At 50.1% G+C, this 21,908-nt stretch carries 30 protein-coding genes; 6 read left to right on the top strand and 24 right to left on the bottom strand.

Annotation, left to right across the window (positions count from 1 at the left end; all coding sequences use genetic code 11):
• Nucleotides 1–18: 18 nt before the first annotated feature.
• The 3 genes from J0X00_RS13470 to dusA form a co-directional block, all read right to left on the bottom strand.
• The gene (locus tag J0X00_RS13470) at nt 19–249 is read right to left on the bottom strand and encodes a hypothetical protein (RefSeq protein ID WP_136487934.1); all 231 of its coding nucleotides are present in this window, start codon (nt 247–249) and stop codon (nt 19–21) included.
• A gap of 103 nt (nt 250–352) precedes the next feature.
• Nucleotides 353–592: an envelope stress response protein PspG gene (locus J0X00_RS13465; RefSeq protein WP_136487933.1), complete on the bottom strand. Its 240-nt coding sequence runs from the start codon at nt 590–592 to the stop codon at nt 353–355.
• 203 nt (nt 593–795) lie between these two features.
• Complete coding sequence (dusA, locus tag J0X00_RS13460; protein ID WP_136487932.1) at nt 796–1,779, bottom strand: tRNA dihydrouridine(20/20a) synthase DusA; 984 nt, start codon at nt 1,777–1,779, stop codon at nt 796–798.
• A 245-nt stretch (nt 1,780–2,024) separates the two neighbouring features.
• On the opposite strand from dusA, the gene zur reads away from it, so the two are divergent.
• Both zur and J0X00_RS13450 read left to right on the top strand, forming a co-directional pair.
• Nucleotides 2,025–2,474, top strand: coding sequence for a zinc uptake transcriptional repressor Zur (gene zur, locus J0X00_RS13455; RefSeq protein WP_168797075.1), 450 nt, complete (start codon nt 2,025–2,027; stop codon nt 2,472–2,474).
• A gap of 23 nt (nt 2,475–2,497) precedes the next feature.
• A complete protein-coding gene (locus J0X00_RS13450) occupies nt 2,498–2,959 on the top strand; it encodes a chemotaxis protein CheX (protein WP_136487930.1) in 462 nt (153 codons plus the stop codon).
• Nucleotides 2,960–3,086: 127 nt separating this feature from the next.
• On the opposite strand, the gene pgi is transcribed toward J0X00_RS13450, so the two are convergent.
• The gene (gene pgi, locus J0X00_RS13445; protein WP_282478245.1) at nt 3,087–4,739 is read right to left on the bottom strand and encodes a glucose-6-phosphate isomerase; all 1,653 of its coding nucleotides are present in this window, start codon (nt 4,737–4,739) and stop codon (nt 3,087–3,089) included.
• A gap of 319 nt (nt 4,740–5,058) precedes the next feature.
• On the opposite strand from pgi, the gene J0X00_RS13440 reads away from it, so the two are divergent.
• Nucleotides 5,059–5,478 carry a secondary thiamine-phosphate synthase enzyme YjbQ gene (locus J0X00_RS13440; RefSeq protein WP_136487928.1) on the top strand — a complete coding sequence of 140 codons (420 nt, stop codon included), beginning with the start codon at nt 5,059–5,061 and terminating at the stop codon, nt 5,476–5,478.
• 71 nt (nt 5,479–5,549) lie between these two features.
• Here the strand turns inward: J0X00_RS13440 and alr are convergent, their stop codons facing one another.
• Nucleotides 5,550–6,644, bottom strand: a complete 1,095-nt coding sequence (alr, locus tag J0X00_RS13435) for an alanine racemase (protein ID WP_282478244.1) — start codon at nt 6,642–6,644, stop codon at nt 5,550–5,552.
• A gap of 4 nt (nt 6,645–6,648) precedes the next feature.
• A complete protein-coding gene (locus J0X00_RS13430) occupies nt 6,649–8,058 on the bottom strand; it encodes a replicative DNA helicase (RefSeq protein WP_136487926.1) in 1,410 nt (469 codons plus the stop codon).
• 162 nt (nt 8,059–8,220) lie between these two features.
• On the opposite strand from J0X00_RS13430, the gene J0X00_RS13425 reads away from it, so the two are divergent.
• A complete protein-coding gene (locus J0X00_RS13425; RefSeq protein WP_282478243.1) occupies nt 8,221–8,985 on the top strand; it encodes a DUF481 domain-containing protein in 765 nt (254 codons plus the stop codon).
• An 83-nt stretch (nt 8,986–9,068) separates the two neighbouring features.
• Here the strand turns inward: J0X00_RS13425 and rplI are convergent, their stop codons facing one another.
• The 15 genes from rplI to fkpA form a co-directional block, all read right to left on the bottom strand.
• The gene (gene rplI, locus J0X00_RS13420) at nt 9,069–9,518 is read right to left on the bottom strand and encodes a 50S ribosomal protein L9 (protein WP_136487924.1); all 450 of its coding nucleotides are present in this window, start codon (nt 9,516–9,518) and stop codon (nt 9,069–9,071) included.
• Nucleotides 9,519–9,551: 33 nt separating this feature from the next.
• A complete protein-coding gene (gene rpsR, locus J0X00_RS13415) occupies nt 9,552–9,779 on the bottom strand; it encodes a 30S ribosomal protein S18 (protein ID WP_000090471.1) in 228 nt (75 codons plus the stop codon).
• A gap of 15 nt (nt 9,780–9,794) precedes the next feature.
• Complete coding sequence (gene priB, locus J0X00_RS13410) at nt 9,795–10,097, bottom strand: primosomal replication protein N (RefSeq protein ID WP_136487923.1); 303 nt, start codon at nt 10,095–10,097, stop codon at nt 9,795–9,797.
• 8 nt (nt 10,098–10,105) lie between these two features.
• On the bottom strand, nt 10,106–10,483 hold the full coding sequence (rpsF, locus tag J0X00_RS13405; protein WP_136487922.1) for a 30S ribosomal protein S6: 378 nt from the start codon (nt 10,481–10,483) through the stop codon (nt 10,106–10,108).
• Nucleotides 10,484–10,683: 200 nt separating this feature from the next.
• Nucleotides 10,684–11,160, bottom strand: coding sequence for a bacterioferritin (gene bfr, locus J0X00_RS13400; RefSeq protein ID WP_218562430.1), 477 nt, complete (start codon nt 11,158–11,160; stop codon nt 10,684–10,686).
• 86 nt (nt 11,161–11,246) lie between these two features.
• Nucleotides 11,247–11,435 carry a (2Fe-2S)-binding protein gene (locus J0X00_RS13395; RefSeq protein WP_136487920.1) on the bottom strand — a complete coding sequence of 63 codons (189 nt, stop codon included), beginning with the start codon at nt 11,433–11,435 and terminating at the stop codon, nt 11,247–11,249.
• 316 nt (nt 11,436–11,751) lie between these two features.
• Nucleotides 11,752–12,936: an elongation factor Tu gene (tuf, locus tag J0X00_RS13390; protein ID WP_218562431.1), complete on the bottom strand. Its 1,185-nt coding sequence runs from the start codon at nt 12,934–12,936 to the stop codon at nt 11,752–11,754.
• A 122-nt stretch (nt 12,937–13,058) separates the two neighbouring features.
• On the bottom strand, nt 13,059–15,155 hold the full coding sequence (fusA, locus tag J0X00_RS13385; RefSeq protein ID WP_136487918.1) for an elongation factor G: 2,097 nt from the start codon (nt 15,153–15,155) through the stop codon (nt 13,059–13,061).
• Between the two features lie 75 nt (nt 15,156–15,230).
• On the bottom strand, nt 15,231–15,701 hold the full coding sequence (gene rpsG / locus J0X00_RS13380; RefSeq protein ID WP_136487917.1) for a 30S ribosomal protein S7: 471 nt from the start codon (nt 15,699–15,701) through the stop codon (nt 15,231–15,233).
• A 117-nt stretch (nt 15,702–15,818) separates the two neighbouring features.
• On the bottom strand, nt 15,819–16,193 hold the full coding sequence (gene rpsL / locus J0X00_RS13375; RefSeq protein WP_136487916.1) for a 30S ribosomal protein S12: 375 nt from the start codon (nt 16,191–16,193) through the stop codon (nt 15,819–15,821).
• 183 nt (nt 16,194–16,376) lie between these two features.
• Nucleotides 16,377–16,652, bottom strand: a complete 276-nt coding sequence (gene tusB, locus J0X00_RS13370) for a sulfurtransferase complex subunit TusB (protein WP_282478242.1) — start codon at nt 16,650–16,652, stop codon at nt 16,377–16,379.
• A gap of 8 nt (nt 16,653–16,660) precedes the next feature.
• Nucleotides 16,661–17,017, bottom strand: coding sequence for a sulfurtransferase complex subunit TusC (gene tusC / locus J0X00_RS13365; protein WP_136487914.1), 357 nt, complete (start codon nt 17,015–17,017; stop codon nt 16,661–16,663).
• Nucleotides 17,014–17,421, bottom strand: coding sequence for a sulfurtransferase complex subunit TusD (gene tusD / locus J0X00_RS13360; RefSeq protein WP_240798232.1), 408 nt, complete (start codon nt 17,419–17,421; stop codon nt 17,014–17,016). The genes tusC and tusD overlap by 4 nt, the downstream gene beginning before the upstream one ends.
• Nucleotides 17,418–18,140 (bottom strand): transcriptional regulator, encoded by a 723-nt coding sequence (locus tag J0X00_RS13355; protein WP_136487913.1) that lies wholly within the window; start codon nt 18,138–18,140, stop codon nt 17,418–17,420. Before J0X00_RS13355 ends, tusD begins: the two co-directional genes overlap by 4 nt.
• Before the next feature lie 171 nt (nt 18,141–18,311).
• Nucleotides 18,312–19,109, bottom strand: a complete 798-nt coding sequence (gene fkpA, locus J0X00_RS13350) for an FKBP-type peptidyl-prolyl cis-trans isomerase (RefSeq protein ID WP_136487912.1) — start codon at nt 19,107–19,109, stop codon at nt 18,312–18,314.
• A 139-nt stretch (nt 19,110–19,248) separates the two neighbouring features.
• On the opposite strand from fkpA, the gene J0X00_RS13345 reads away from it, so the two are divergent.
• Both J0X00_RS13345 and J0X00_RS13340 read left to right on the top strand, forming a co-directional pair.
• Nucleotides 19,249–20,226: a hypothetical protein gene (locus J0X00_RS13345; protein WP_282478241.1), complete on the top strand. Its 978-nt coding sequence runs from the start codon at nt 19,249–19,251 to the stop codon at nt 20,224–20,226.
• Between the two features lie 2 nt (nt 20,227–20,228).
• Complete coding sequence (locus J0X00_RS13340) at nt 20,229–20,456, top strand: SlyX family protein (protein WP_136487910.1); 228 nt, start codon at nt 20,229–20,231, stop codon at nt 20,454–20,456.
• Between the two features lies 1 nt (nt 20,457).
• Here the strand turns inward: J0X00_RS13340 and J0X00_RS13335 are convergent, their stop codons facing one another.
• The 3 genes from J0X00_RS13335 to hflC form a co-directional block, all read right to left on the bottom strand.
• Nucleotides 20,458–20,583, bottom strand: coding sequence for a hypothetical protein (locus tag J0X00_RS13335; protein ID WP_282478240.1), 126 nt, complete (start codon nt 20,581–20,583; stop codon nt 20,458–20,460).
• Nucleotides 20,584–20,614: 31 nt separating this feature from the next.
• Nucleotides 20,615–20,803 carry a DUF2065 domain-containing protein gene (locus J0X00_RS13330; RefSeq protein WP_136487909.1) on the bottom strand — a complete coding sequence of 63 codons (189 nt, stop codon included), beginning with the start codon at nt 20,801–20,803 and terminating at the stop codon, nt 20,615–20,617.
• Between the two features lie 119 nt (nt 20,804–20,922).
• Nucleotides 20,923–21,906, bottom strand: coding sequence for a protease modulator HflC (gene hflC, locus J0X00_RS13325; protein WP_282478239.1), 984 nt, complete (start codon nt 21,904–21,906; stop codon nt 20,923–20,925).
• Between the last annotated feature and the right edge of the window lie 2 nt (nt 21,907–21,908).

The raw sequence follows: 21,908 nt of genomic DNA, 5'->3' as shown, positions 1-21,908 counted from the left end.
CTTAGCACTTAAGTGCCCTTATCTGGCTTCCACCCTTACCTGTTTAAAGCCGACCGCCATGGCGGATTTGGAGGCTTGATCCAGGTCGCCGTAGTGGCACTCCTCACCATTAGGGCCGGTCAGTAATAAGAAACCGCCTTCCTGATGGCGGAACTCCACTATCCATTCTCCTTCATCTGAATAAGGCTCGATGATCGCTTCTACCAGCATCTTTGCGCGGTATAGGTTTCTCAGTTCCGTGATAGTCATCGCCATTCTCACTATATTGCCGATCCTTCGTTATTAAGCATGGACGATTTCCATCAGAATGCGAATCGGCCGATACAGAAGGTTGATGACGACCACGCTCTGCTCAGCGGCGCCAGTTCCTGTATTGCGCATTACGGCCAGTGTCCCGGCAGTAATAACGGTAGGCCAGTACCGCCAGACCAATCACAATGATCCAAGGCAATAACTTAAGCGCGATGCCGAGCACACTAAGCAGCAGCATAGTCACTGCCGCCGCACCAGCGGCCACCAGCACGCCCATCATGGTCAGCCCGCTGACCAGTAAGCCGACCACAAATACGGTCAGTACAATCAATTCCATCATAATGCTTCTCTGCGCCTCTTGCGTTACCCATCATGTGCTGTACTGACAATGTACAACTCTCATGCTGAAAGTGTTGCAGATTACAGGCCAGAAAATCAAACAGGCTAACCCACTGATAACTAACCGTGAGGCAATAAAAAAGCCACATGAGTTACCTCACATGGCTTGGTCATTTGGTCAAAAATACCAGTTAGCGGTGAATTTTACACACCGAGATCCTGGTATGGAATTTTGGCCAGCGCCTGCTCGACCACTTCAATGCCCGCGCCCGGTTTGTGCGCATTTTCACTGATGTGACGACGCCACTGGCGGGCACCCGGCATACTCTGGAACAGGCCCAACATGTGGCGGGTGATGTGGCCCAGATACGCGCCCTGCGACAACTGCCGCTCAATGTACGGATACATCTCGTGCACAATCTCAGAGCGCTTCTTGACTGGCTGTTCGAGGCCAAAGAGCTGCTGGTCAACTTCCGCCAGAATATAAGGACTCTGATACGCTTCGCGGCCAATCATCACCCCGTCCAGATGCTCGAGGTGCAGTTGCGCCTCCTGCAGTGACTTAACGCCACCATTGATAGCGATAGTCAGATGCGGAAAATCCTGCTTAAGCTGGTAAGCACGCGGGTAATCGAGCGGCGGGATCTCTCGGTTCTCTTTCGGACTCAGGCCACTCAGCCACGCCTTACGGGCGTGAATAGTAAACTGCTCACAACCGCCCTGCTCAGAAACCAGAGTCACAAAGCGGGTCAGGAATTCATAAGAGTCGAGATCGTCGATACCGATGCGGGTTTTCACCGTCACCGGAATATTGACCTCAGCTTTCATGGCTGCAACACATTCGGCAACCAGCTCAGGTTCAGCCATCAGGCAGGCACCAAAGCGGCCGTTCTGCACCCGGTCAGACGGACAACCGACATTGAGGTTAACCTCATCGTAGCCGCGCTCTTCGGCCAGTTTGGCACAGCGCGCCAGATCCGCCGGGTTAGAGCCGCCCAACTGCAGGGCAAGCGGATGCTCTTCCTGGTTGTAGGCCAAAAAGTCACCCTTTCCATGGATGATCGCACCTGTGGTTACCATTTCGGTATAAAGTAAGGTTTGCGATGAGAGCAAACGATGGAAATAACGGCAGTGGCGATCGGTCCAATCTAACATTGGCGCCACAGACAGCCGGCATGAGTGAGTCATTGGTCTAACATCCCCGTTTTCGGTCTAAAGCATTCGGTCACCGGGTGACCAAAACAAAGCTTGGCATTGTAATCGCTTCTGTTTATCTCGCCAACCGTTGTTCGAGGTATCGTTTTGTGAACAAATAAGGTAAGTTAGCGCTTATCTGACGAGATATCCTTGTTAGTGGTTGAAAAAGCCGGTTTTATTGATGAGGAAACGATCTTCATTCGGAAATAGTATATGATTACTAAAGTCCGGCAATTATGGTGATAAATTTGGATACTAAGCTTACCCAACAGATTGAAGAAATATGTGCCGCACGAGGTGTCAGGCTCACAACGCAGCGCAAACGGGTCTTTGAACTGATTTGTGCCAGCAAAAAGGCATCCAGTGCCTATGAGTTACTGGAAGACCTCAAACAGAGTGAACCACAAGCCAAACCACCAACCGTTTATCGGGCACTGGACTTTCTGATGGAGCAAGGTTTCATTCATCGGGTGGAATCCACTAACAGTTTTATTTCCTGCTGTTCCTGCAATGCCCACAAGCATTTCTCGCAACTGTTGATTTGTGACCAGTGTGGCAACGTCATTGAACTGCAAGATGATAGTCTGATAGCCTTACTGGCAGACAACGCGGAGAAACACGGCTTTAAGATTGATAATCATGTGATTGAATCACATGGCGTGTGTCAATCGTGTTCCTCAAAATAAGAATGAAACAATAGAAGAAGGTTATGCGCGCTGAATTTGTAAACCCGTTTTTAGCGTCTTTGTTGAACGTTTTAAAAACGATGGCTTCACTAGAGCTGAAGCCCCAGAAACCTCGTCTGAAAAAAGATGAGATCGCCCGCGGTGATGTGTCCGGTTTGATTGGCATGATCGGGCAGCAGACTCGTGGCTCAATGTCGATCACCTTCGATGAGAGTCTGGCACTGGAGATCATGCAGAACATGCTGGGCGAAAGGCCAAACGGGTTGAACGAAGAAGTGACCGATATGGTGGGTGAAATCACCAACATGGTTACCGGTGGTGCAAAACGCATTCTGGCAGAAAGCGGCTTTGATTTTGATATGGCCACGCCTGTGGTGGTATCCGGCCGTGGTCACACCATTCGCCACAAGTGCGAAGGCTCCATCATCATCATGCCGTTTGCTTCCCAGTGGGGTAACGCTTTTATCGAGATCTGTTTCGAATAATCCCTGGCGGTATTCATACATAGAAAAAGCGGATGCACCGGCATCCGCTTTTTTGTGTCTGTGACTTCAGAACCTGAGTCGTTTCTGAATCTGCATGCTTCGGGCACTTGGCCCGAAGCATTAATGGTTAAGCGCGAAACGCTTTAAACGCATTGATCAGACCGTTGGTTGAACTGTCGTGTGAGCTGATTGCCGCATCGTCTGCCAGTTCCGGCAGGATTTGGTTAGCCAGTTGTTTACCCAGTTCTACCCCCCATTGGTCAAAGGTGAAGATATTCCAGATCACGCCTTGTACGAAGATTTTGTGCTCGTACATCGCAATCAGGTTACCCAGCGTACGCGGGTTGATCTGTTTGACCAGAATCGAGTTGGTCGGACGGTTACCTTCAAACACTTTGAATGGAACCAGCTCTGCCGCTTCCTGCTCTGTTTTGCCCGCTTTTAGCAGCTCAGCTTTCACTGTCTCAGCTGACTTACCAAATGCCAATGCTTCAGTCTGAGCGAAGAAATTCGACATCAGTTTTTGATGATGGTCGCTAACGGCATTGTGAGTCTGCGCTGGCGCGATAAAATCACAAGGAATCAGTTTGGTACCCTGGTGAATCAACTGGTAGAACGCGTGCTGGCCGTTAGTACCTGGTTCACCCCAGATAATAGGCCCCGTCTGGTAAGTCACCGGGTTGCCGTTACGGTCAACGTACTTACCGTTTGATTCCATGTTACCTTGCTGGAAGTAAGCCGCGAAACGGTGCATGTACTGATCGTATGGCAGAATTGCTTCTGATTCCGCGCCGTGGAAATTGTTGTACCACAGGCCAATCAGCGCCAGGATAACCGGAATATTGCTTTCAAACGGAGTCTCAACAAAGTGTTGGTCCATTTCATGCGCACCGCTCAGCAGCTCAACAAAGTTGTCGTAGCCGATAGACAGGATGATCGACAGACCAATCGCTGACCATAGTGAGTAACGACCGCCCACCCAGTCCCAGAATTCAAACATGTTGTCAGTATCGATACCAAACTCTGCCACAGCCTGAGCGTTGGTTGACAGTGCCGCAAAGTGTTTTGCAACATGCGCTTCATCACCGGCAGACGCCAGGAACCAGTCACGGGCTGAATGCGCGTTAGTCATGGTTTCCTGAGTGGTGAAGGTTTTCGATGCCACCAGGAACAGCGTAGTTTCCGGGTTCACTTTCTTCAGTGTTTCTGCGATGTGAGTACCATCAACGTTCGACACAAAATGCATAGTCAGATGATTTTTGTATGGCGTCAGCGCTTCTGTCACCATATAAGGCCCCAGATCCGAACCACCGATACCGATGTTCACGACGTCAGTGATGGCTTTGCCAGTGAAGCCTTTCCACTCACCACCGATGATGCGCTCAGAGAAACCTTTCATTTTCTCCAGCACAGCGTTGACTGCAGGCATGACATCCTGACCGCCAGACATCACCGGGTTATTGCTGCGGTTACGCAGTGCCGTGTGCAGCACTGAACGACCTTCAGTCTGGTTGATCGCTTCACCGCTGAACATGGCTTCAATCGCGCCTTTAACGTCTGTCTCTTCTGCCAGAGCCAGCAAGTGCTTCATGGTCTCTTGGTTGACCAGGTTCTTAGAGTAGTCAACCAGAATGTCAGCGCCAAAACGTGTAGAGTAGTTGGCGAAACGCTCACTGTCCTGTGCGAACAATGATTTGAGGTCCATATCCTGTGCAGATTCAAAGTGTGCAGTCAGTGCTTTCCAAGCTTGTGTTTGCGTTGGATTGATATTTTTCAACATGGTATCTATCCCGATGTTACTTTGGTTTTATTCCACTAATCTTAGCCACTGGCGCCAAGAATGCAGAATCCCCGATTGAGCAAAAAGAAAATGATAAAATTGGGTGCGGATTGCCGCTTAAAAATGTAATAAATTTTCAATGCACAATTATGACTCAGCTGTGCGCTACCCGCATTGAGTTAAGTCACGTAAACACCTAGTGTTTAACTATTACCTGGTGTTTAACTATTGCCTGATATTTAAATATTGTATTGCAATCAAGTGGCGCCACCATAGCGTTTCTAGCACCGTTTGCCAAATAGATTATGGAGAGACCCTTATGTGGGCACAACAGAAAATTCAACTACGCGCATACCCGCGCGGCTTTCATCTGATCACTGATGAAATTGAACAACAATTGCCGCAGTTGCGTGAGTTATCTGTCGGTTTACTACATCTGTTTATCCAGCATACCTCAGCCAGCCTGACCATCAATGAAAACGCCGATCCGACCGTACGCTCCGATATGGAACAGCACTTTAACCACTTTGTTCCGGAGCGGGCTGCCTACTACGTGCATACCTATGAAGGGGATGACGACATGCCGGCTCACATCAAAGCATCCCTGCTCGGATCCAGTATCACGCTGCCAATCAGCAACGGCCGGTTAGCTTTAGGAACATGGCAAGGCATTTACCTCGGGGAGCACAGGGATCATGGTGGGCCGCGCCGTCTGATTGCGACGCTGCAGGGCGAATAAGGGAGAGCCAGGGTGTGCAGAGAAAAATGTCATCGCGCCTTCAGCTATTGAGCGCCAATAAAAAAACAGGCCTAAAGGCCTGCTTCGCTATAAGACATCACCACCCGGGCGGTCAGCTTAGTGACCAGCTCATAGCCGAGAGTTCCGACATGGCGTGCGACATGCTCGACCGGTAGGCCGTCGCCCCATAAAATGGCTTCATCGCCGACTTTCTCGCTGCCATGCGGGCCTAAGTCAACACACAGCATATCCATGGACACCCGCCCCGCCAACGGCACGATACGGCCATTGACCAGCACCGGCGTACCGTTTGGTGCCATGCGCGGATAACCATCGCCATACCCTATAGCGATCACACCAATCCGGGTATCGCGCAGCGCGGTCCAGTGTCCGCCATAACCGACACTTTCACCCTCTTTGACGTCACGCACCGCGATCAGCCGCGATTTCATCGTCATCACCGGCTGGTAACCCAGCTCTGATCCGGTCTGGTCGGCAAACGGCGACACACCATACATAATGATACCCGGACGAACCCAGTCCATCTGGCTGCGTGGCCAGGCGAGTAATCCGGCCGAAGCCGCCATCGAGCGCTCACCCGGCAGACCGAGAGTGACGGCCTGAAACTGTTTGATTTGTTCGTGAGTAACCGGGCTGTCCAGTTCATCGGCACAGCCAAAATGGCTCATAAAGCGCACCGGTTGCGCCACATTGGCACAGCGTTGCAGGCGCTCAATAAATCCCGCGCACTGTTCAGGGCGCACGCCAAGGCGGTGCATGCCGCTGTCGATTTTGAGCCACACCACGACCGGTTTATCCAGAGTGGCAGTTTCCAGCGCTTGTAACTGCTCTTCGCAGTGCAGCGCAGTCTGAATATTGTGTGCGGCCAGTAATGGCAAATCGGCGGGCAGATAAAACCCTTCCAGCAGCAAAATAGGTTTGGTGACACCACTGGCGCGCAGCTGCAGCGCTTCTTCCATCCGGGCGACGCCAAACGCATCGGCTCCTTGTGCATGCTCAGCAACCGGGCATAAACCATGACCGTAGCCATTGGCTTTCACCACTGCAATTAAGCGGCTGTGCGGCGCCTGCTGCTGGATACGCTGCAAGTTATGGCGCAGCGCAGCCAGATTAATATGGGCGGTGGCCGCCTGGGTATAGCTCATACCCTTACTCATCATCGTCAAAGGCCGGCCCCGCGTAGTTGTCAAAGCGCGAATACTGGCCCTGGAAGGTGAGACGTACCGAACCGATAGGGCCGTTACGCTGCTTACCGATGATGATTTCAGCGGTGCCTTTCAGCGCGCTGTCCGGGTGATAGACTTCATCGCGATAGATGAACATGATCAAGTCGGCATCCTGCTCGATTGAGCCGGATTCACGCAAGTCCGAGTTAACCGGACGTTTATCGGCCCGTTGCTCGAGCGAGCGGTTCAGCTGTGACAGTGCGACCACAGGTACATTAAGCTCTTTGGCCAGCGCTTTCAGCGAGCGTGAAATCTCAGCAATTTCCAGTGTCCGGTTATCAGACAGCGCCGGTACACGCATCAGCTGCAGGTAGTCGACCATGATAAGCGACAAGCCGCCGTGTTCACGTGCAATACGGCGTGCACGGGAACGCACTTCGGTTGGTGTCAGACCCGAGCTGTCATCGATGTACATGTTTTTCTTCTCCATTAGGATCCCCATGGTAGAAGAAATACGTGCCCAATCCTCATCATCAAGCTGACCGGTACGAATCTTGGTTTGATCAACCCGTGATAATGAAGCCAGCATACGCATCATGATCTGTTCAGCCGGCATCTCCAGCGAGAAGATCAATACTGGCTTTTCCTGCTCCATGGCCGCGTTTTCACACAGGTTCATCGCGAAGGTGGTTTTACCCATCGACGGACGTGCCGCCACAATGATGAGATCCGAGCCCTGCAGACCGGCGGTTTTCTTGTTGAGGTCGGTAAAACCGGTATCGACCCCGGTCACACCATCCTGCGGCGTTTTGTACAACAGTTCAATCCGCTCCAGGGTCTTTTCCAGAATGTTGTCAACATTCTGTGGCCCTTCGTTCTCACTGGTACGCGCTTCAGCGATAGCAAACACTTTACTCTCTGCCAGGTCGAGCAGATCTTCCGAGCTGCGCCCCTGCGGATCATAACCGGCATCAGCAATTTCATTCGCCACACCAATAAGGTTGCGAACCAGCGCGCGTTCAGCGACAATTTCGGCGTAAGCATTAATGTTGGCCGCACTCGGCGTATTCTTGGCCAGGTCAGCCAAATAGGCAAAGCCACCGACATCTTCCAGCTGCTCACGCTGTTCAAGAAATTCGGACAGCGTGATCAGATCGAGAGGTTTGCTCGCTTCCAGAATAGATTTCACGCCATCGAAAATCAGGCGATGGGGCCGGCTGTAAAAGTCGTGAGTAACAACCCGCTCTGAGACCGTGTCCCAACGTTCGTTATCCAGCAATAAGCCGCCGATCACGGACTGCTCGGCTTCTAAGGAATGCGGCGGTGCTTTGATCGCTTCCACCTGGGCATCGGAAGATTTGCGGTTTCGATTATCTGTTCGGGGATCAGCCATGACTTCACTCGGTAACTCTTTAATGACCGACCATTATACACAATTTATAATCACCCAAGAGAAAGTTTATGGGCTGCGAAAACAGAATTAACGGTCACATGACCCACGCCCGACGAGACAAACTTATTATGCAATTTATCCACCCGTTTTTTGAGGTACTGCGTGTCCAGAATTTGGCTTCTTAGTCTTGGCCTGATGACCAGTTACTGTGTATTCGCACAGGAAGAACCTGATAGTGAAAGCGAGATTCAGGTGCCTTCCCACTGGACCAGCCAGGTAGAATTTGGCTACCAGTCCCATACCGGCAATACCGATTCGGAGTCGCTCAATACCCGCATCAAAGGTGAATATATCGAAGGGCGTCACCGGACCAACGGTGAGTGGCGTTTTTACCGGCTGAATAAAAATGGTAAAGAGGACAAACGCCAGTCGAACTATGCGCTGCAGACCGACTACAAGTTAGGCCCGAAATCCTATCTGTACGGCAGCTTTAAAGGGATTGATTCACGCTACAGTGCCTACTTTACCGATTACACCTGGTCGGCCGGTATGGGTTATCAGCTGACCAATACCGAAGATCTGCTAATTGAACTCGAAGCCGGCCCCGGTTATCGCTATCAAAAACCGAACCTGGATGAAATCGACAGTGACGATGTGGTGTTCCCGAATAAAGTGAAGGAGCCTATCTTCCGCAGCAACATCAAAGCGGAATGGCAGGTATTCAAATCACTTAAGCTGGCGGCAGACCTGAACCTTATCAACGGTGAAAGCAATACCCGGCTCGATTCCGAGCTGAGTGTCATTAATAACATCACCGAAGATATCGCTCTCAAGATCAACCAGTCGCGCCAGTATCACACCAAGGTGCCGGAAGGACTGAGCAAGGCCGACAGCGTGTTGTCGGTCAACCTGATCTTCCTGTTCTGAGGTTCTGAGGCCCGGAGCACGGATTACAGACATAAAAAAACACCAGCCGAGGCTGGTGTTTTTAATTCGTCTGTCAGCTGAAATTACTCAGCAACAACCTGCAGATTCACAGTTGCGAAAACTTCAGAGTGAAGTTGAACGCTAACTTCGAATTCACCAGTGTTGCGCAGAGCGCCTTCAGGTAGGCGAACTTCGCTCTTAGAAACTGCAACGCCTGCTGCAGTGATTGCATCAGCGATGTCACGAGTACCGATAGAACCGAACAGTTTACCTTCGTCACCAGCTTTAGATGCGATAACTACCGCTTCCAGAGCTTCAACTTGGTCAGCACGAGCTTGTGCAGCAGCCAGTTGCTCAGCAACTTTCGCTTCAAGTTCAGCACGACGGCCTTCAAACATTTCAACGTTAGCTTTAGTTGCCATTACAGCCTTACCTTGTGGGATAAGGAAGTTACGAGCATAACCAGATTTAACGCTAACTGTATCGCCAAGACCACCTAGGTTACCGATTTTATCAAGTAGAATAACTTGCATTGCTTAATCCTCTTTCTTAATAAACGGTGCCAATTACTGATGTTTGTCAGTGTATGGCAGTAGAGCTAGGTAGCGAGCACGTTTGATTGCACGAGCTAGCTGACGCTGGTACTTAGCACTGGTACCAGTGATACGGCTAGGTACGATTTTACCAGCTTCAGTGATGTAGTTCTTAAGAGTTGCTACGTCTTTGTAATCAATCTCTTGTACGCCTTCTGCAGTAAAACGGCAGAATTTACGACGACGGAAGAAACGAGCCATGGGCTATCTCCTGATCTAAATTTGGATAATGTTGTCGGCATGAAGCACCACTTTACCGACGCCATTCCGGCCGGTCTGGTAAGCGACAAACCCGCTCACCTGAATGGTGCTGCCTTGTACTAAATGTTGAGTTAACGCTTTTGACCTTTGCCCGCTGACCACCACTGGCATGCGGCAATACACTTGCCTCGGCAGGTCGGCTTCAAGCACTGTAGAGCGATGTTCAAGCCAGAAACGGCAATGTTCAACACCCGACGGGCTCTTGCTTCGAATCGGAGGTTTCGCGACTGAGCCACTCAACTCCATTCGATTGGTCATAAAGGAAATTACTCAGCTGCTTCTGATTTAGCTTCTTCACGATCTTCGCGACGAGGAGCACGCTCTTCTTTCGCTTTCAGCATGATAGACGCTTCAGTTACAGGCGCTTTAGTACGCATGATCATGTTACGCAGAACTGCGTCGTTGAAACGGAAAGCAGTTTCCAGTTCATCGATAACAGCTTGGTCAGCTTCAACGTTCATCAGAACGTAGTGAGCTTTGTGAAGCTTGTTGATTGGGTAAGCCAGTTGACGGCGGCCCCAGTCTTCCAGACGGTGTACAGTACCGTTCGCTTCAGTGATAAGACCAGTGTAACGCTCGATCATGCCAGCAACTTGCTCGCTTTGATCAGGGTGCACCATGAATACGATTTCGTAATGACGCATCGAATTGCTCCTTACGGATTATTCAGCTTCCAGAGTTGGCCCGGTCGTCCAGAGGAAGCAAGGAACTAATGAAAATTGACCGAGAATTTAGGAGCGGAGATAGTACAGAAAGACAGCAGCTTTAGCAAGGGAAATGTGTGGGTCTCACAGTGTGGAATTCAGGGTCCGGGACAGCGCCCAAACCCTGTAAAGATAAACCGTTAGTCTTCATCGACAAACTGGGCTTGCAGATAGTTTTCAACGCCAGTCATTTCAATCAGACCAAGCTGGGTTTCCAGCCAGTCGACATGTTCTTCTTCGTCTTCCAGAATATCCTGGAACAGATCACGGGAGACGTAATCACGAATATCTTCTGCATAAGCAATCGCATCACGTAAGTCCGGTATCGCGGCCATTTCCAGTTTCAGGTCGCATTCGAGCATCTCTTTGGTGTCCTCGCCGATCATGAGTTTACCCAGATCCTGCAAGTTGGGGATGCCTTCCAGAAATAAGATACGTTCAATCAGATGATCCGCGTGTTTCATCTCGTCGATAGACTCGTGATACTCCTTATCAGCGAGGTGTTTCAGGCCCCAGTCTTTATACATACGGGCGTGGAGAAAGTATTGATTGATGGCAACCAGTTCATTGCCGAGAATTTTATTCAGGTGTTGGATGATGATTGGATCACCTTTCATGACAAAGCCCTCCTCTTTGGCTCTTTTAACTGTAGAACCAAATGAGAGAGTGTCAAAAAAGTCAGCAAGTTAAGTATTAACTAATACTAACTGGCCTGTTGGTATTGAACCGGAATAATTTCGCCGAGAATCTCTTTTGCCTGCCTCACACATTTTCCGCATTGAGAGCCGAGAGCGGTACAGCGTTTGATTCCACGAATATCCGTGACGCCCTGTTCAAGGGCTAACTTCTTAATCTTTTTGTCAGAGACACCATGGCACAAACAAACGTACATACTTCACCTCTCATTCATCATTAATGGCAATATAAAAGAGAATCATTCTTATTACTAGCCATTTTCAGGCACGAGCTAAGATCGATTAGTTATAAAAAACCGGTGAAATTTGAGGGCAAAAATAGTTAGCTGCCGCAATAATGACAGTTATCTTAGTAACACTTTGTTTTAGAAAAGAAGTTATCTCGAACGAAAAACTAAGGCAGGAATTTTCTTATAACCGAATGGCTATAAGGCTCAAACTCGATCGATAAAAAGCAAAAAGGGAAGCCGAAGCTTCCCTTTTCTAATGCGATATGCGCACTAAGTTTCGCGATTAAGCGAAGATCTTAGCTACAACACCAGCACCTACTGTACGGCCGCCTTCACGAATCGCGAAACGTAGACCTTCGTCCATCGCGATTGGAGCGATCAGGTCAACAATCATCTTGATGTTGTCGCCTGGCATTACCATTTCTACGCCTTCTGGCAGCTCGATGTTACCAGTTACGTCAGTTGTACGGAAGTAGAACTGTGGACGGTAGCCTTTGAAGAATGGAGTGTGACGACCACCTTCATCTTTAGACAGTACGTAAACTTCTGATTCGAACTTAGTGTGTGGAGTGATTGAACCTGGTTTAGCAAGTACTTGACCACGTTCTACTTCATCACGCTTAGTACCACGTAGAAGTGCACCAACGTTCTCACCTGCACGACCTTCGTCTAGCAGTTTACGGAACATTTCAACACCTGTACAAGTAGTAGTTGTTGTGTCGTGGATACCAACGATCGCAACTTCATCACCTACTTTCAGGATACCGCGCTCGATACGGCCAGTTACTACTGTACCACGACCTTGGATTGAGAATACGTCTTCGATTGGCATCAGGAACGGCATGTCTACTGCACGCTCTGGCTCTGGGATGTAGTTGTCCAGTGCTTCTGCCAGTTCAACGATTTTCGCTTCCCACTGCTCTTCGCCGTTTAGTGCGCCTAGTGCAGAACCTTGGATAACTGGTAGGTCATCACCTGGGAAATCGTATTCAGAAAGAAGTTCACGAACTTCCATTTCTACTAGTTCTAGCAGCTCTTCATCATCAACCATGTCACATTTGTTCATGAATACGATGATGTATGGGATACCAACCTGACGGCCTAGCAGGATGTGCTCACGAGTTTGTGGCATTGGACCATCTGTCGCAGCAACAACTAGGATACCACCGTCCATCTGTGCAGCACCGGTGATCATGTTTTTAACATAGTCAGCGTGTCCTGGGCAGTCTACGTGTGCGTAGTGACGAGTTGGAGTGTCGTACTCTACGTGTGAAGTAGAGATCGTGATACCACGCTCACGCTCTTCTGGAGCGTTGTCGATTGACGCGAAGTCACGAGCTGAACCACCGTACACTTTTGACAGTGTAGTACAGATAGCTGCTGTTAGAGTTGTTTTACCGTGGTCAACGTGGCCGATAGTACCAACGTTTACGTGCGGTTTCGTACGTTCAAATTTTTCTTTAGACACGATCGTGTTCCTTCCTAGTTATGATTCACCTTGAGTAACGTACACTCAGGGCGCGCCAGAAATTGCTATTTTATGCGCCAACGTCCGTCAGCGCAATAGATACGTCATTAATCAAATAACAACTAACCGCGTTCTGCCACAATTGCATCAGCAATGTTTTTTGGCACCTCGGCGTACTCTTTAAACTCCATGGAGTAAGAAGCACGACCTTGGGTTGCAGAACGCAAATCAGTCGCGTAACCAAACATCGCAGACAGTGGGACGCGGGCACGGATAATTTTCAGACCCGCCGGGCCATCATCCATACCTTCGATGATGCCGCGGCGACGGTTAAGGTCACCGACTACATCACCCATCCAGTCTTCCGGAGTGGTTACTTCGACTTTCATCATCGGCTCAAGAATAACCGGATTCGCTGCAAGCGCACCTTTCTTGAATGCCATGGAGCCGGCGATCTTAAACGCCATCTCACTCGAGTCGACATCGTGGAATGAACCATCGTAAAGTGTTGCCTTAACATCCAGTACTGGATAGCCGGCCAACACACCGTTGTTCATTTGTTCCTCGATACCTTTCGCTACCGGGCCGATGAATTCCTTAGGAATCGCACCACCCACGATTTCGTCGACGAAGACAAAGCCTTCGCCAGGTTCGGAAGGTTCGACTTTCAGCCAGACATGACCATATTGACCACGACCACCTGACTGACGAACAAACTTACCTTCCACTTCCGCTTTACCAAGAATGGTTTCGCGGTATGCAACCTGAGGTTTACCCACGTTACAGTCTACGTTGAATTCACGCTTCATGCGGTCAACGATGATGTCGAGGTGAAGTTCACCCATACCCGAGATCAGAGTCTGACCGGTTTCATCATCGGTTTCCACGCGGAATGACGGGTCTTCTGCAGCCAGTTTACCCAGCGCAATACCCATTTTTTCCTGATCGGCTTTAGAACGAGGTTCTACCGCGATCTGAATAACCGGAGTCGGGAACTCCATGCGCTCCAGAATCACTTTATGATTCGGATCACACAGGGTATCACCTGTGGTTACGTCTTTCAGACCGATTGCCGCAGCAATATCACCAGCGCGAACTTCTTTGATTTCTTCACGTTTGTTGGAGTGCATCTGAACGATACGACCGAAACGCTCTTTCTTCTGTTTCACTGAGTTGTAAACAGCATCACCTGAGTTCACAACACCAGAATAAACACGAATAAAGGTCAGCGTGCCCACGAATGGGTCGGTTGCGATCTTAAACGCCAGAGCCGAGAAAGGTTCGCTGTCGTCAGCGTGACGCTCAACTTCTTTCTCGTCATCATCAATACCTTTGATTGAAGGAACTTCAGTCGGTGATGGCAGATACTCAACCACAGCATCCAATACGGCTTGTACACCTTTGTTCTTAAATGCACTACCACAAGTGGCCAGTACAATTTCGTTATTTAGTGTACGCAGGCGCAGGCCTTGCTTGATTTCAGCTTCGCTCAGCTCACCTTCTTCAAGGTATTTATCCATCAACTCATCGTTCGCTTCTGCCGCAGCCTCAACCAGGTGAGTACGCCACTCTTCAGCAAGCTCTAACATGTCGGCCGGAATGTCTTCGTAAGTGAAGGTCATGCCTTGATCGGCTTCATTCCAGTTGATGGATTTCATCTTGATAAGGTCGATGACACCTTTGAACTCGTCTTCCGCACCAATGTTCAGTTGGATAGGAACCGGGTTCGCACCAAGACGGTTTTTAATTTGGTCTACAACGCGTAAGAAATCTGCACCCGCACGGTCCATCTTGTTAACAAACACCATGCGTGGAACATGATATTTATCTGCTTGACGCCATACAGTTTCAGACTGAGGTTCAACACCTGAGGAGCCACAGAACACAACGACAGCACCGTCAAGTACACGAAGAGAACGCTCTACTTCGATTGTGAAGTCAACGTGTCCCGGGGTGTCAATGATGTTGATGCGATGATCGTCGAATTGAGCTTCCATACCACGCCAGAAGGTGGTAGTCGCAGCGGAGGTGATTGTGATACCACGCTCTTGCTCTTGCTCCATCCAGTCCATGGTGGCAGCACCATCGTGAACTTCGCCGATTTTGTGAGAAAGGCCAGTGTAGAACAGAATACGCTCAGTAGTGGTAGTTTTTCCTGCATCTACGTGAGCACAGATACCGATGTTGCGGTAGCGCTCAATAGGAGTTTTACGAGCCACGATTGTATCCTCTTACTAAGGTTAACCTTAGAATTTAGAAATGTGCTGCGAGAGAACCTCGCAGCACAGAAGGTATTACCAGCGGTAATGAGCAAACGCTTTGTTCGCTTCTGCCATACGGTGAACGTCTTCACGTTTCTTAACAGCAGTACCTTTGTTTTCTGACGCGTCTAGCATTTCAGCAGCTAGGCGTGCAGCCATAGATTTTTCACCACGCTTACGCGCAGCTTCAACCAACCAACGCATAGCAAGTGCGTTACGGCGAACCGGACGTACTTCTACAGGAACCTGGTAAGTTGAACCACCAACACGGCGAGATTTAACCTCTACCGCTGGGCGAACGTTTTCAAGAGCTTCTTCAAATACAGCTAAGTGATCTTTACCAGATTTCTCAGCCATAGAGTCTAGTGCAGTGTAAACAATTTTCTCTGCAGTAGATTTTTTACCGTCAACCATAAGGATGTTAACGAATTTTGCCAGCAGTTCAGATTTGAACTTTGGATCTGGAAGGATCTTACGCTGACCAATAACGCGACGACGTGGCATGGAATATTCTCCGTTGTCTTCTTCAGGTTTTATCCAAAACTTTTCAGTTTTTTCAAAAAATTAAAATTGAAAATAAGTGTTTGGCCTTACTTAACGCTTTCTTTATAAAAAGACGCATTAAGACTTAGGACGTTTCACACCGTACTTAGAACGAGCTTGTTTACGATCGTTAACGCCTGAACAGTCAAGCGCACCACGTACAGTGTGGTAACGAACACCCGGAAGGTCTTTAACACGACCGCCACGGATCAGAACAACGCTGTGCTCTTGCAGGTTGTGGCCTTCACCACCGATGTATGAAGTCACTTCAAAACCGTTAGTCAGGCGAACACGACATACTTTACGTAGTGCTGAGTTAGGTTTTTTAGGTGTAGTAGTATATACACGAGTACATACACCACGTTTTTGTGGGCACGCTTCTAGTGCAGGCACGTTGTTTTTCGCAACTTGCTTTACACGTGGCTTGCGTACCAACTGGTTAATAGTTGCCATTAGCTAGCTCCTGAAATTTACTAAAAAGTAAGCTTTGTGAAAAATCTATCCCTATTGCACTTAGCGCAATTAGGGACGCAAAATTCTATGCAGCAGTGGGAAGTGTGTCAAGAAATATACAGATCTTTTTTGCCGGTTGGCGCAAGTGGGGTGGACACCCGAACGTACACCCCGCAGCGCTTATTACCAAGTAATTGATTTACCGTATTTTACTGTGGCATCCACCCAACCATCCATATCGATAACCTCAACCAGTGGAGGACAGTGTGCGAGCCATCCGCGCGCTTGCAGATCCTCTTGCAGTGCATACACAGGAACAGCCGTCGGAAGATGGGAATAAAACGGGCTGACCTGACTCGCCGCATACACGGCATTCTCAACCAGCAACAGAGCATCTTGGCTAAGCAGGTAACGGCTGACCAGCGCCAGTTGCTGAGGCGTTTTTACAATATGCAGCATACGATGTCCTAAAACGTCACAATCTGATCAAAGCGTTGCCACAGCGTCGCAATCGCCTGCGGCTCCAGCGGCTTAGTCCCGACCACCAGATCCTCACTGCGCAGGCCCCATTCAGTGAGGCTGTGCGCGCAGGTATAACGCTGTTCGATGTCATACAAATCGAGCAGTTTAAATGCACTGATGTAATCGCGGCTCAATACTGCACCCGGCTCCTGACCCGCGACCAGTTGCAACACCCCTTCACCAATAAAAAATACCGCCAGATCTTCGCTATAAGCCGAGGCCGCCAGCAAAGCATCCAACCCTTCCCGACCGGCACTGACGGCATGCGGCGCGGAATGAAATACAAACGCGACTTTATTCAAAACTGTACCACCCTGTCTTGTGCCAATAATGCTTCTGCCAGACTACCAAGCCCGGTCTGTTCGAACGGTGCGGCCAGATTCGAGGCAGGCAACTGGTGCTGCTCGGCTTCAGCTGGGCTGAGCACACCGCGGCGCAGCGCAGCAGCCACGCAAGTCTCGAGGCGTACATTATGTTCTGCCGCCAGGCGCTGCCATGCGGCAACCAGATCAAATTCATCGTTAGCCGGTGCGGTCAATGCCGAGCCATTCTGCACTCCGTCCTGATAAAAGAATACGCTGCGCAGAGTATGGCCCTTGGCAATCACCCGGCTGGCAAACAGGTAAGCGTTGCGCGCCGACTGGGTACCGTACACCGAGCCATTAACCAGCAAGGTAAAAGTCAGAGTCTGGTTTTCAGTGCTCACTTCTCGTCGTCCTCGGTCTTGCGCTGACGGATATAGAGATAGACGGTGTGCTTAGAGATGTTGAGGCGATCCGCGACGCGGTTAATCGCATCTTTAATATCAAAAATACCTTTATCAAACAGCGCCATCACAATCTGACGGTTCTTGGTGTTGTTCGACACCGATTTGTCAGCATTGATCTCTTCAATGGTGCGCTCTACGGTCTGATCCACCAGCTCCTCAACGTCACTGGCGAAGTTGACCGATGAGGCGGCCGCTTCCGCTTCCTGGGTCGGCATAAACGAGTGCAGCACCTGCGAAAACGGAGCGTCGAGGTTGACGTTGATACACAGCAGACCAATGACGCGGTTTTCGTCATTGCGGATCGCAATCGTGATCGACTTCATCAGCACGCCGCCTTTGGCGCGGGTAAAGTAAGAACGCGAAAAATTGCGCTCCGAGCCCTCGATGTCGCGCAGCATTTTCAGCGCCAGATCGGTGATCGGCGAGCCGACCTGACGCCCGGTATTTTCACCATTGGCAATTTTGACCGCCGAGGTGTTCAGATCTTCCAGCGAATGCAGAACGATTTCACAAAATGGCCCAATCAGGCTGGCTATCCCATCCACGACCGCTTCATATGAGCGCAGAATGACTTTGTCATGGTCCGTAAATGGTTTGACATGCACGGATTCCATTTCAAGTAACATATCGGCATTAAGGTTTTCTGTCGTTGTCACTGTACTTTGACCCTAGAACGAAAAATCAACAAATTGATGTAAGTTTATCAGAAAATTTTAACCGAATACTCAGCTATCTTGCCAACAAGTGATTTAGAACAACTTATGTACCCGGCGTACAAAAAAAGGGCCTGAACAAGTCAGGCCCTCCGATTACTTACTCAGTGCGGCTTACTGCGCGCTTTTCGCTTTTGCGTCGGCATCGCCGTTATCGATCTTCAGCAGCTCAACTTCAAACACCAAAGTTGAGTTAGCCGGAATCGTTGGCGTGTCCTGCTCGCCGTACGCCAGTTCTGGCGGGATAACGAACTTGTACTTAGCACCCACTTTCATCAGTTGCACGCCTTCAGTCCAGCCCGGGATCACACGGTTAAGCGGGAATGTTGCCGGTTCACCGCGATCGTAAGAGCTGTCGAACTGAGTACCGTCGATCAGTGTGCCTTTGTAGTGCACTTGTACGGTGTCCGTTTCTTTTGGCGTTTCGCCTTCACCCGGAGTCATCACCTGGTACAGCAGACCCGAGTCAGTCTTCTTCACACCATCCTGTTTTTCAAAATCAGCACGGAAGTCATCACCAGCCTTCTTGTTGGTGGCGGCTTTCTCTTCAGCCTGAGCTTTCATTTTCTCTGCAACACGTTTGTCCAGGCTTTCCAGCGCGGCACGCGTCTCTTCTTCAGTCATTTCTGCTTTACCGGCAAATACGTGCTGAATACCTTCCAGAACCAGATCCTTGTTGAGGTTAATTCCGATTTCAGCCGGCTTTTCAATACTGTTGCTCAGGTAGTTAGCAAACGAAACACCGATGGCGTACGCTGCTTTATCGTCTTCTGACTGCAGGTTCACCGTTTTCGCGGCGGCTGACTGTTCAGCGGCAGGTGCCGCACCTTCCGTTTTCGGTGCATCTTCCTGACAACCTACGGCCAGCATAACGGTTGCGGCAAGTAGCGACACTTTCAAAAGTGATTTCATTGAATTCTCCAATTTCGAGGCAAACCTTTTGTTATTGTGCACAAAACTTGGTTTCAAGCTGGTGCGCAACACAAAGTTGTACCAATATAGCTTTATGTATTCAGATTGTCTTTACACACTAGACGGATAATTAGATTTGATGCGAATAATTTCTCATTCCATCCTGCTGCTTGTTGTCATAGCGATGTTAAATGGCTGCTTTTTCTCTAACCAGGAAGCCGAACGCTGGGAGCTGGAGCCGGAAGGGTCCACCAGTTTCGGGCTCAGCAGAGACGGTCGCTTCGCCCTCGTCTATTCCAAACAACACCAATTGGTGTTCTGGGATCTCACCGAGCGCAAGCAACTGGCAGAACTCGGGGCTCATGACCCGCAGGCCAGCACAGTATCGCTGATCCGCATCTCAGATAACGGCCGCTTTGCGATCACCGCGACCCAGGACAATTTCGCCGTCTGGGACCTTGGCTGGACACAAGCCGAAGGTCTCTGGTCCATCTCTGATGGTCAAATCCGCGCAGTGGATATCGCCAGTAACGGCGAACAGGTGCTGCTCGGATTATCCAATGGCAAAGCCATTTACGTCGATTTAGTCAGCGGGCGGCGCCTGGAGTTCCTTGCCCACCAAGAAAAAGTTAATTCTGTCGCGCTGGCCCCTAACGGACGCTACGCGCTGACCGGCGGCAATGATTACGCTGCATACCTGTGGGATACCCAAAGCGGACAAATTCTGCGTAAGTTTGAACACGAACAAAGGGTCAATCGGGTCGCACTACAGCGCGATGGGAAACTGGCCTTTACCTCAGACGGCGGTAACCAGTCTCTCATCTGGGATCTGGAAAGTGGTCAAAAGCGCTCAGCGCTGCGCAGCTTCTCGCGTCAGCTGATTTTTTCTAGCGCACGCTTTTCCGATGACGGTTCAAAACTGGTGACCGGCACGCCATCCAGCCGCATCGAAGTGTGGGATACCAAGAGTGGCAAAAAGTCCGCCACCTTCGAAGCAGAACCTCGAAAAGATGCCCGCCCGCCACGCGCAGTAGTGTATGATGCGGCTTTTGATGCACAGCAGAGGGTCATATCGGCCACGTCTGCTGGGATAGCCCAAGCCTGGAAACTCGATTAATCATGCAAGACAACACCACGCAACAGCTGCTACAGCGTATTGATGACCTGGAATGTAAATTAGCGTTTCAGGAGCAGACCATTGACGAACTGAACGAGGCCCTAAGCCAGCAACAACTGCTGATCACTAAGATGCAGGATCAGATGAAATACGTGGTGGGTAAAGTTAAGAATATGGATACCTCCAACCTGGCCGACCCGGCGCAGGAAACGCCGCCGCCTCATTATTGAGTCAGGCGCTGCATCCGTTTTTATCTCGTCGCTCTGAGCCTTGAAACAAGCAGCTCAGGGCGGCCTGAATCTGAGCCGGCGCCTGCGATGCCGTTGCTGGCTGCGGGTTCATATCGGCCAGTTCCATCGCTCTATTCCTTCGCTCAATTCGCCGCAGCTCAGCGAATAAACCAGTAGGCAATCACCGCACCGGTGACCACCAGGCAACCGCCTATCCGGCGCAGTTGGGTATCCGGCTGCTGACTAAGCTGAGCGACCATTTGCCGCCACCCATTAGGCGAGATTAACGGCCCCAACCCTTCGGCAATCAAGACCAGGCCAAAGGCAATCCAGAGTGAATCCGGCATTTTCTTTCTCTCCCGAGCGTATTCGCTCAACATTCTGTCTATGCCAACAATCCGATAAGCCCGGTCAGTACAGACGAAAAAAAGGCTCCGTGACGGAGCCTTGGTATACTATCAAGCGATTACTGAGCGGAGACCGTTCCCTTCGCATTGTTCATGTATTTGAAGAAGTCGCTCTTCGGATCCAGAACCAGAATATCGCTCTTATTACTGAATGATTTCTCATACGCCTGCAGTGAACGCAGGAAACCGAAGAACTCCGGATCTTTGTTGTAAGTATCCGCATAGATTTTGGCTGCATTCGCATCCGCGTCACCACGGGTCACGCGCGCGGTTTTATCCGCTTCGGCCAGAATTGTTGCCACTTCCAGCTCTGCCTGAGCTCGAATCACTTCTGCTTTTTCACGACCTTGCGAACGGTGCTTACGAGCAACCGACTCACGTTCAGCACGCATACGACGGTAAATCGATTCACTGATTTCATCCGGCAGGTTGATTTTCTTCATCCGGAAGTCAACCACACGCACACCCAAATCTTTCATCGCGCTGGTCCGTGTATCCGCCAGCACGTTTTCCATGATTTGGTCACGCTGACCATCGATTTCCAGAGCCTGCTTGGCCGCTTCAGTGGTTACCACCTCGGAATCCGGACTGTCTGGCAGCACGTCGCTGTTGCGCGGACCGGAAACGATTTGTTTGATTTCACGCGCACCGATTTCTGAACGCAATACGTCGGTTACTTTACGTTCCAGCAACGCTTCTGCCGTCAGAGCGTTACCGCCACCGGTTGCCAGGTAGTACTGACCAAAGTCATCAATACGCCATTTCACGTACGAATCAATGATGACGTCTTTTTTCTCCGAGGTCACGAAACGGTCAGAACGGCCGTCCATGGTCTGGATACGAGCATCAAGAGTCTTCACACGGTCAAATAGTGGCATCTTGAAATGCAGACCCGGCTCGTAAATACGGGCGATTTCGTTGTTGTCTTTCAGGACACGACCAAAGCGGATTACGATACCGCGTTCCCCTTCAGGGATCACGAACATCGCCATCAGCAGCAGTGCCAGAACAACAACAACGACAGGGATCATCAACTTACGCATTC

Origin of the sequence: Vibrio sp. ABG19 (assembly GCF_029962385.1) — a bacterium.
GTDB lineage: Bacteria > Pseudomonadota > Gammaproteobacteria > Enterobacterales > Vibrionaceae > Vibrio > Vibrio ostreae.
The sequence above is the reverse complement of the archived record's forward strand: the minus strand, read 5'-3'. Positions and strand labels throughout refer to the sequence as shown.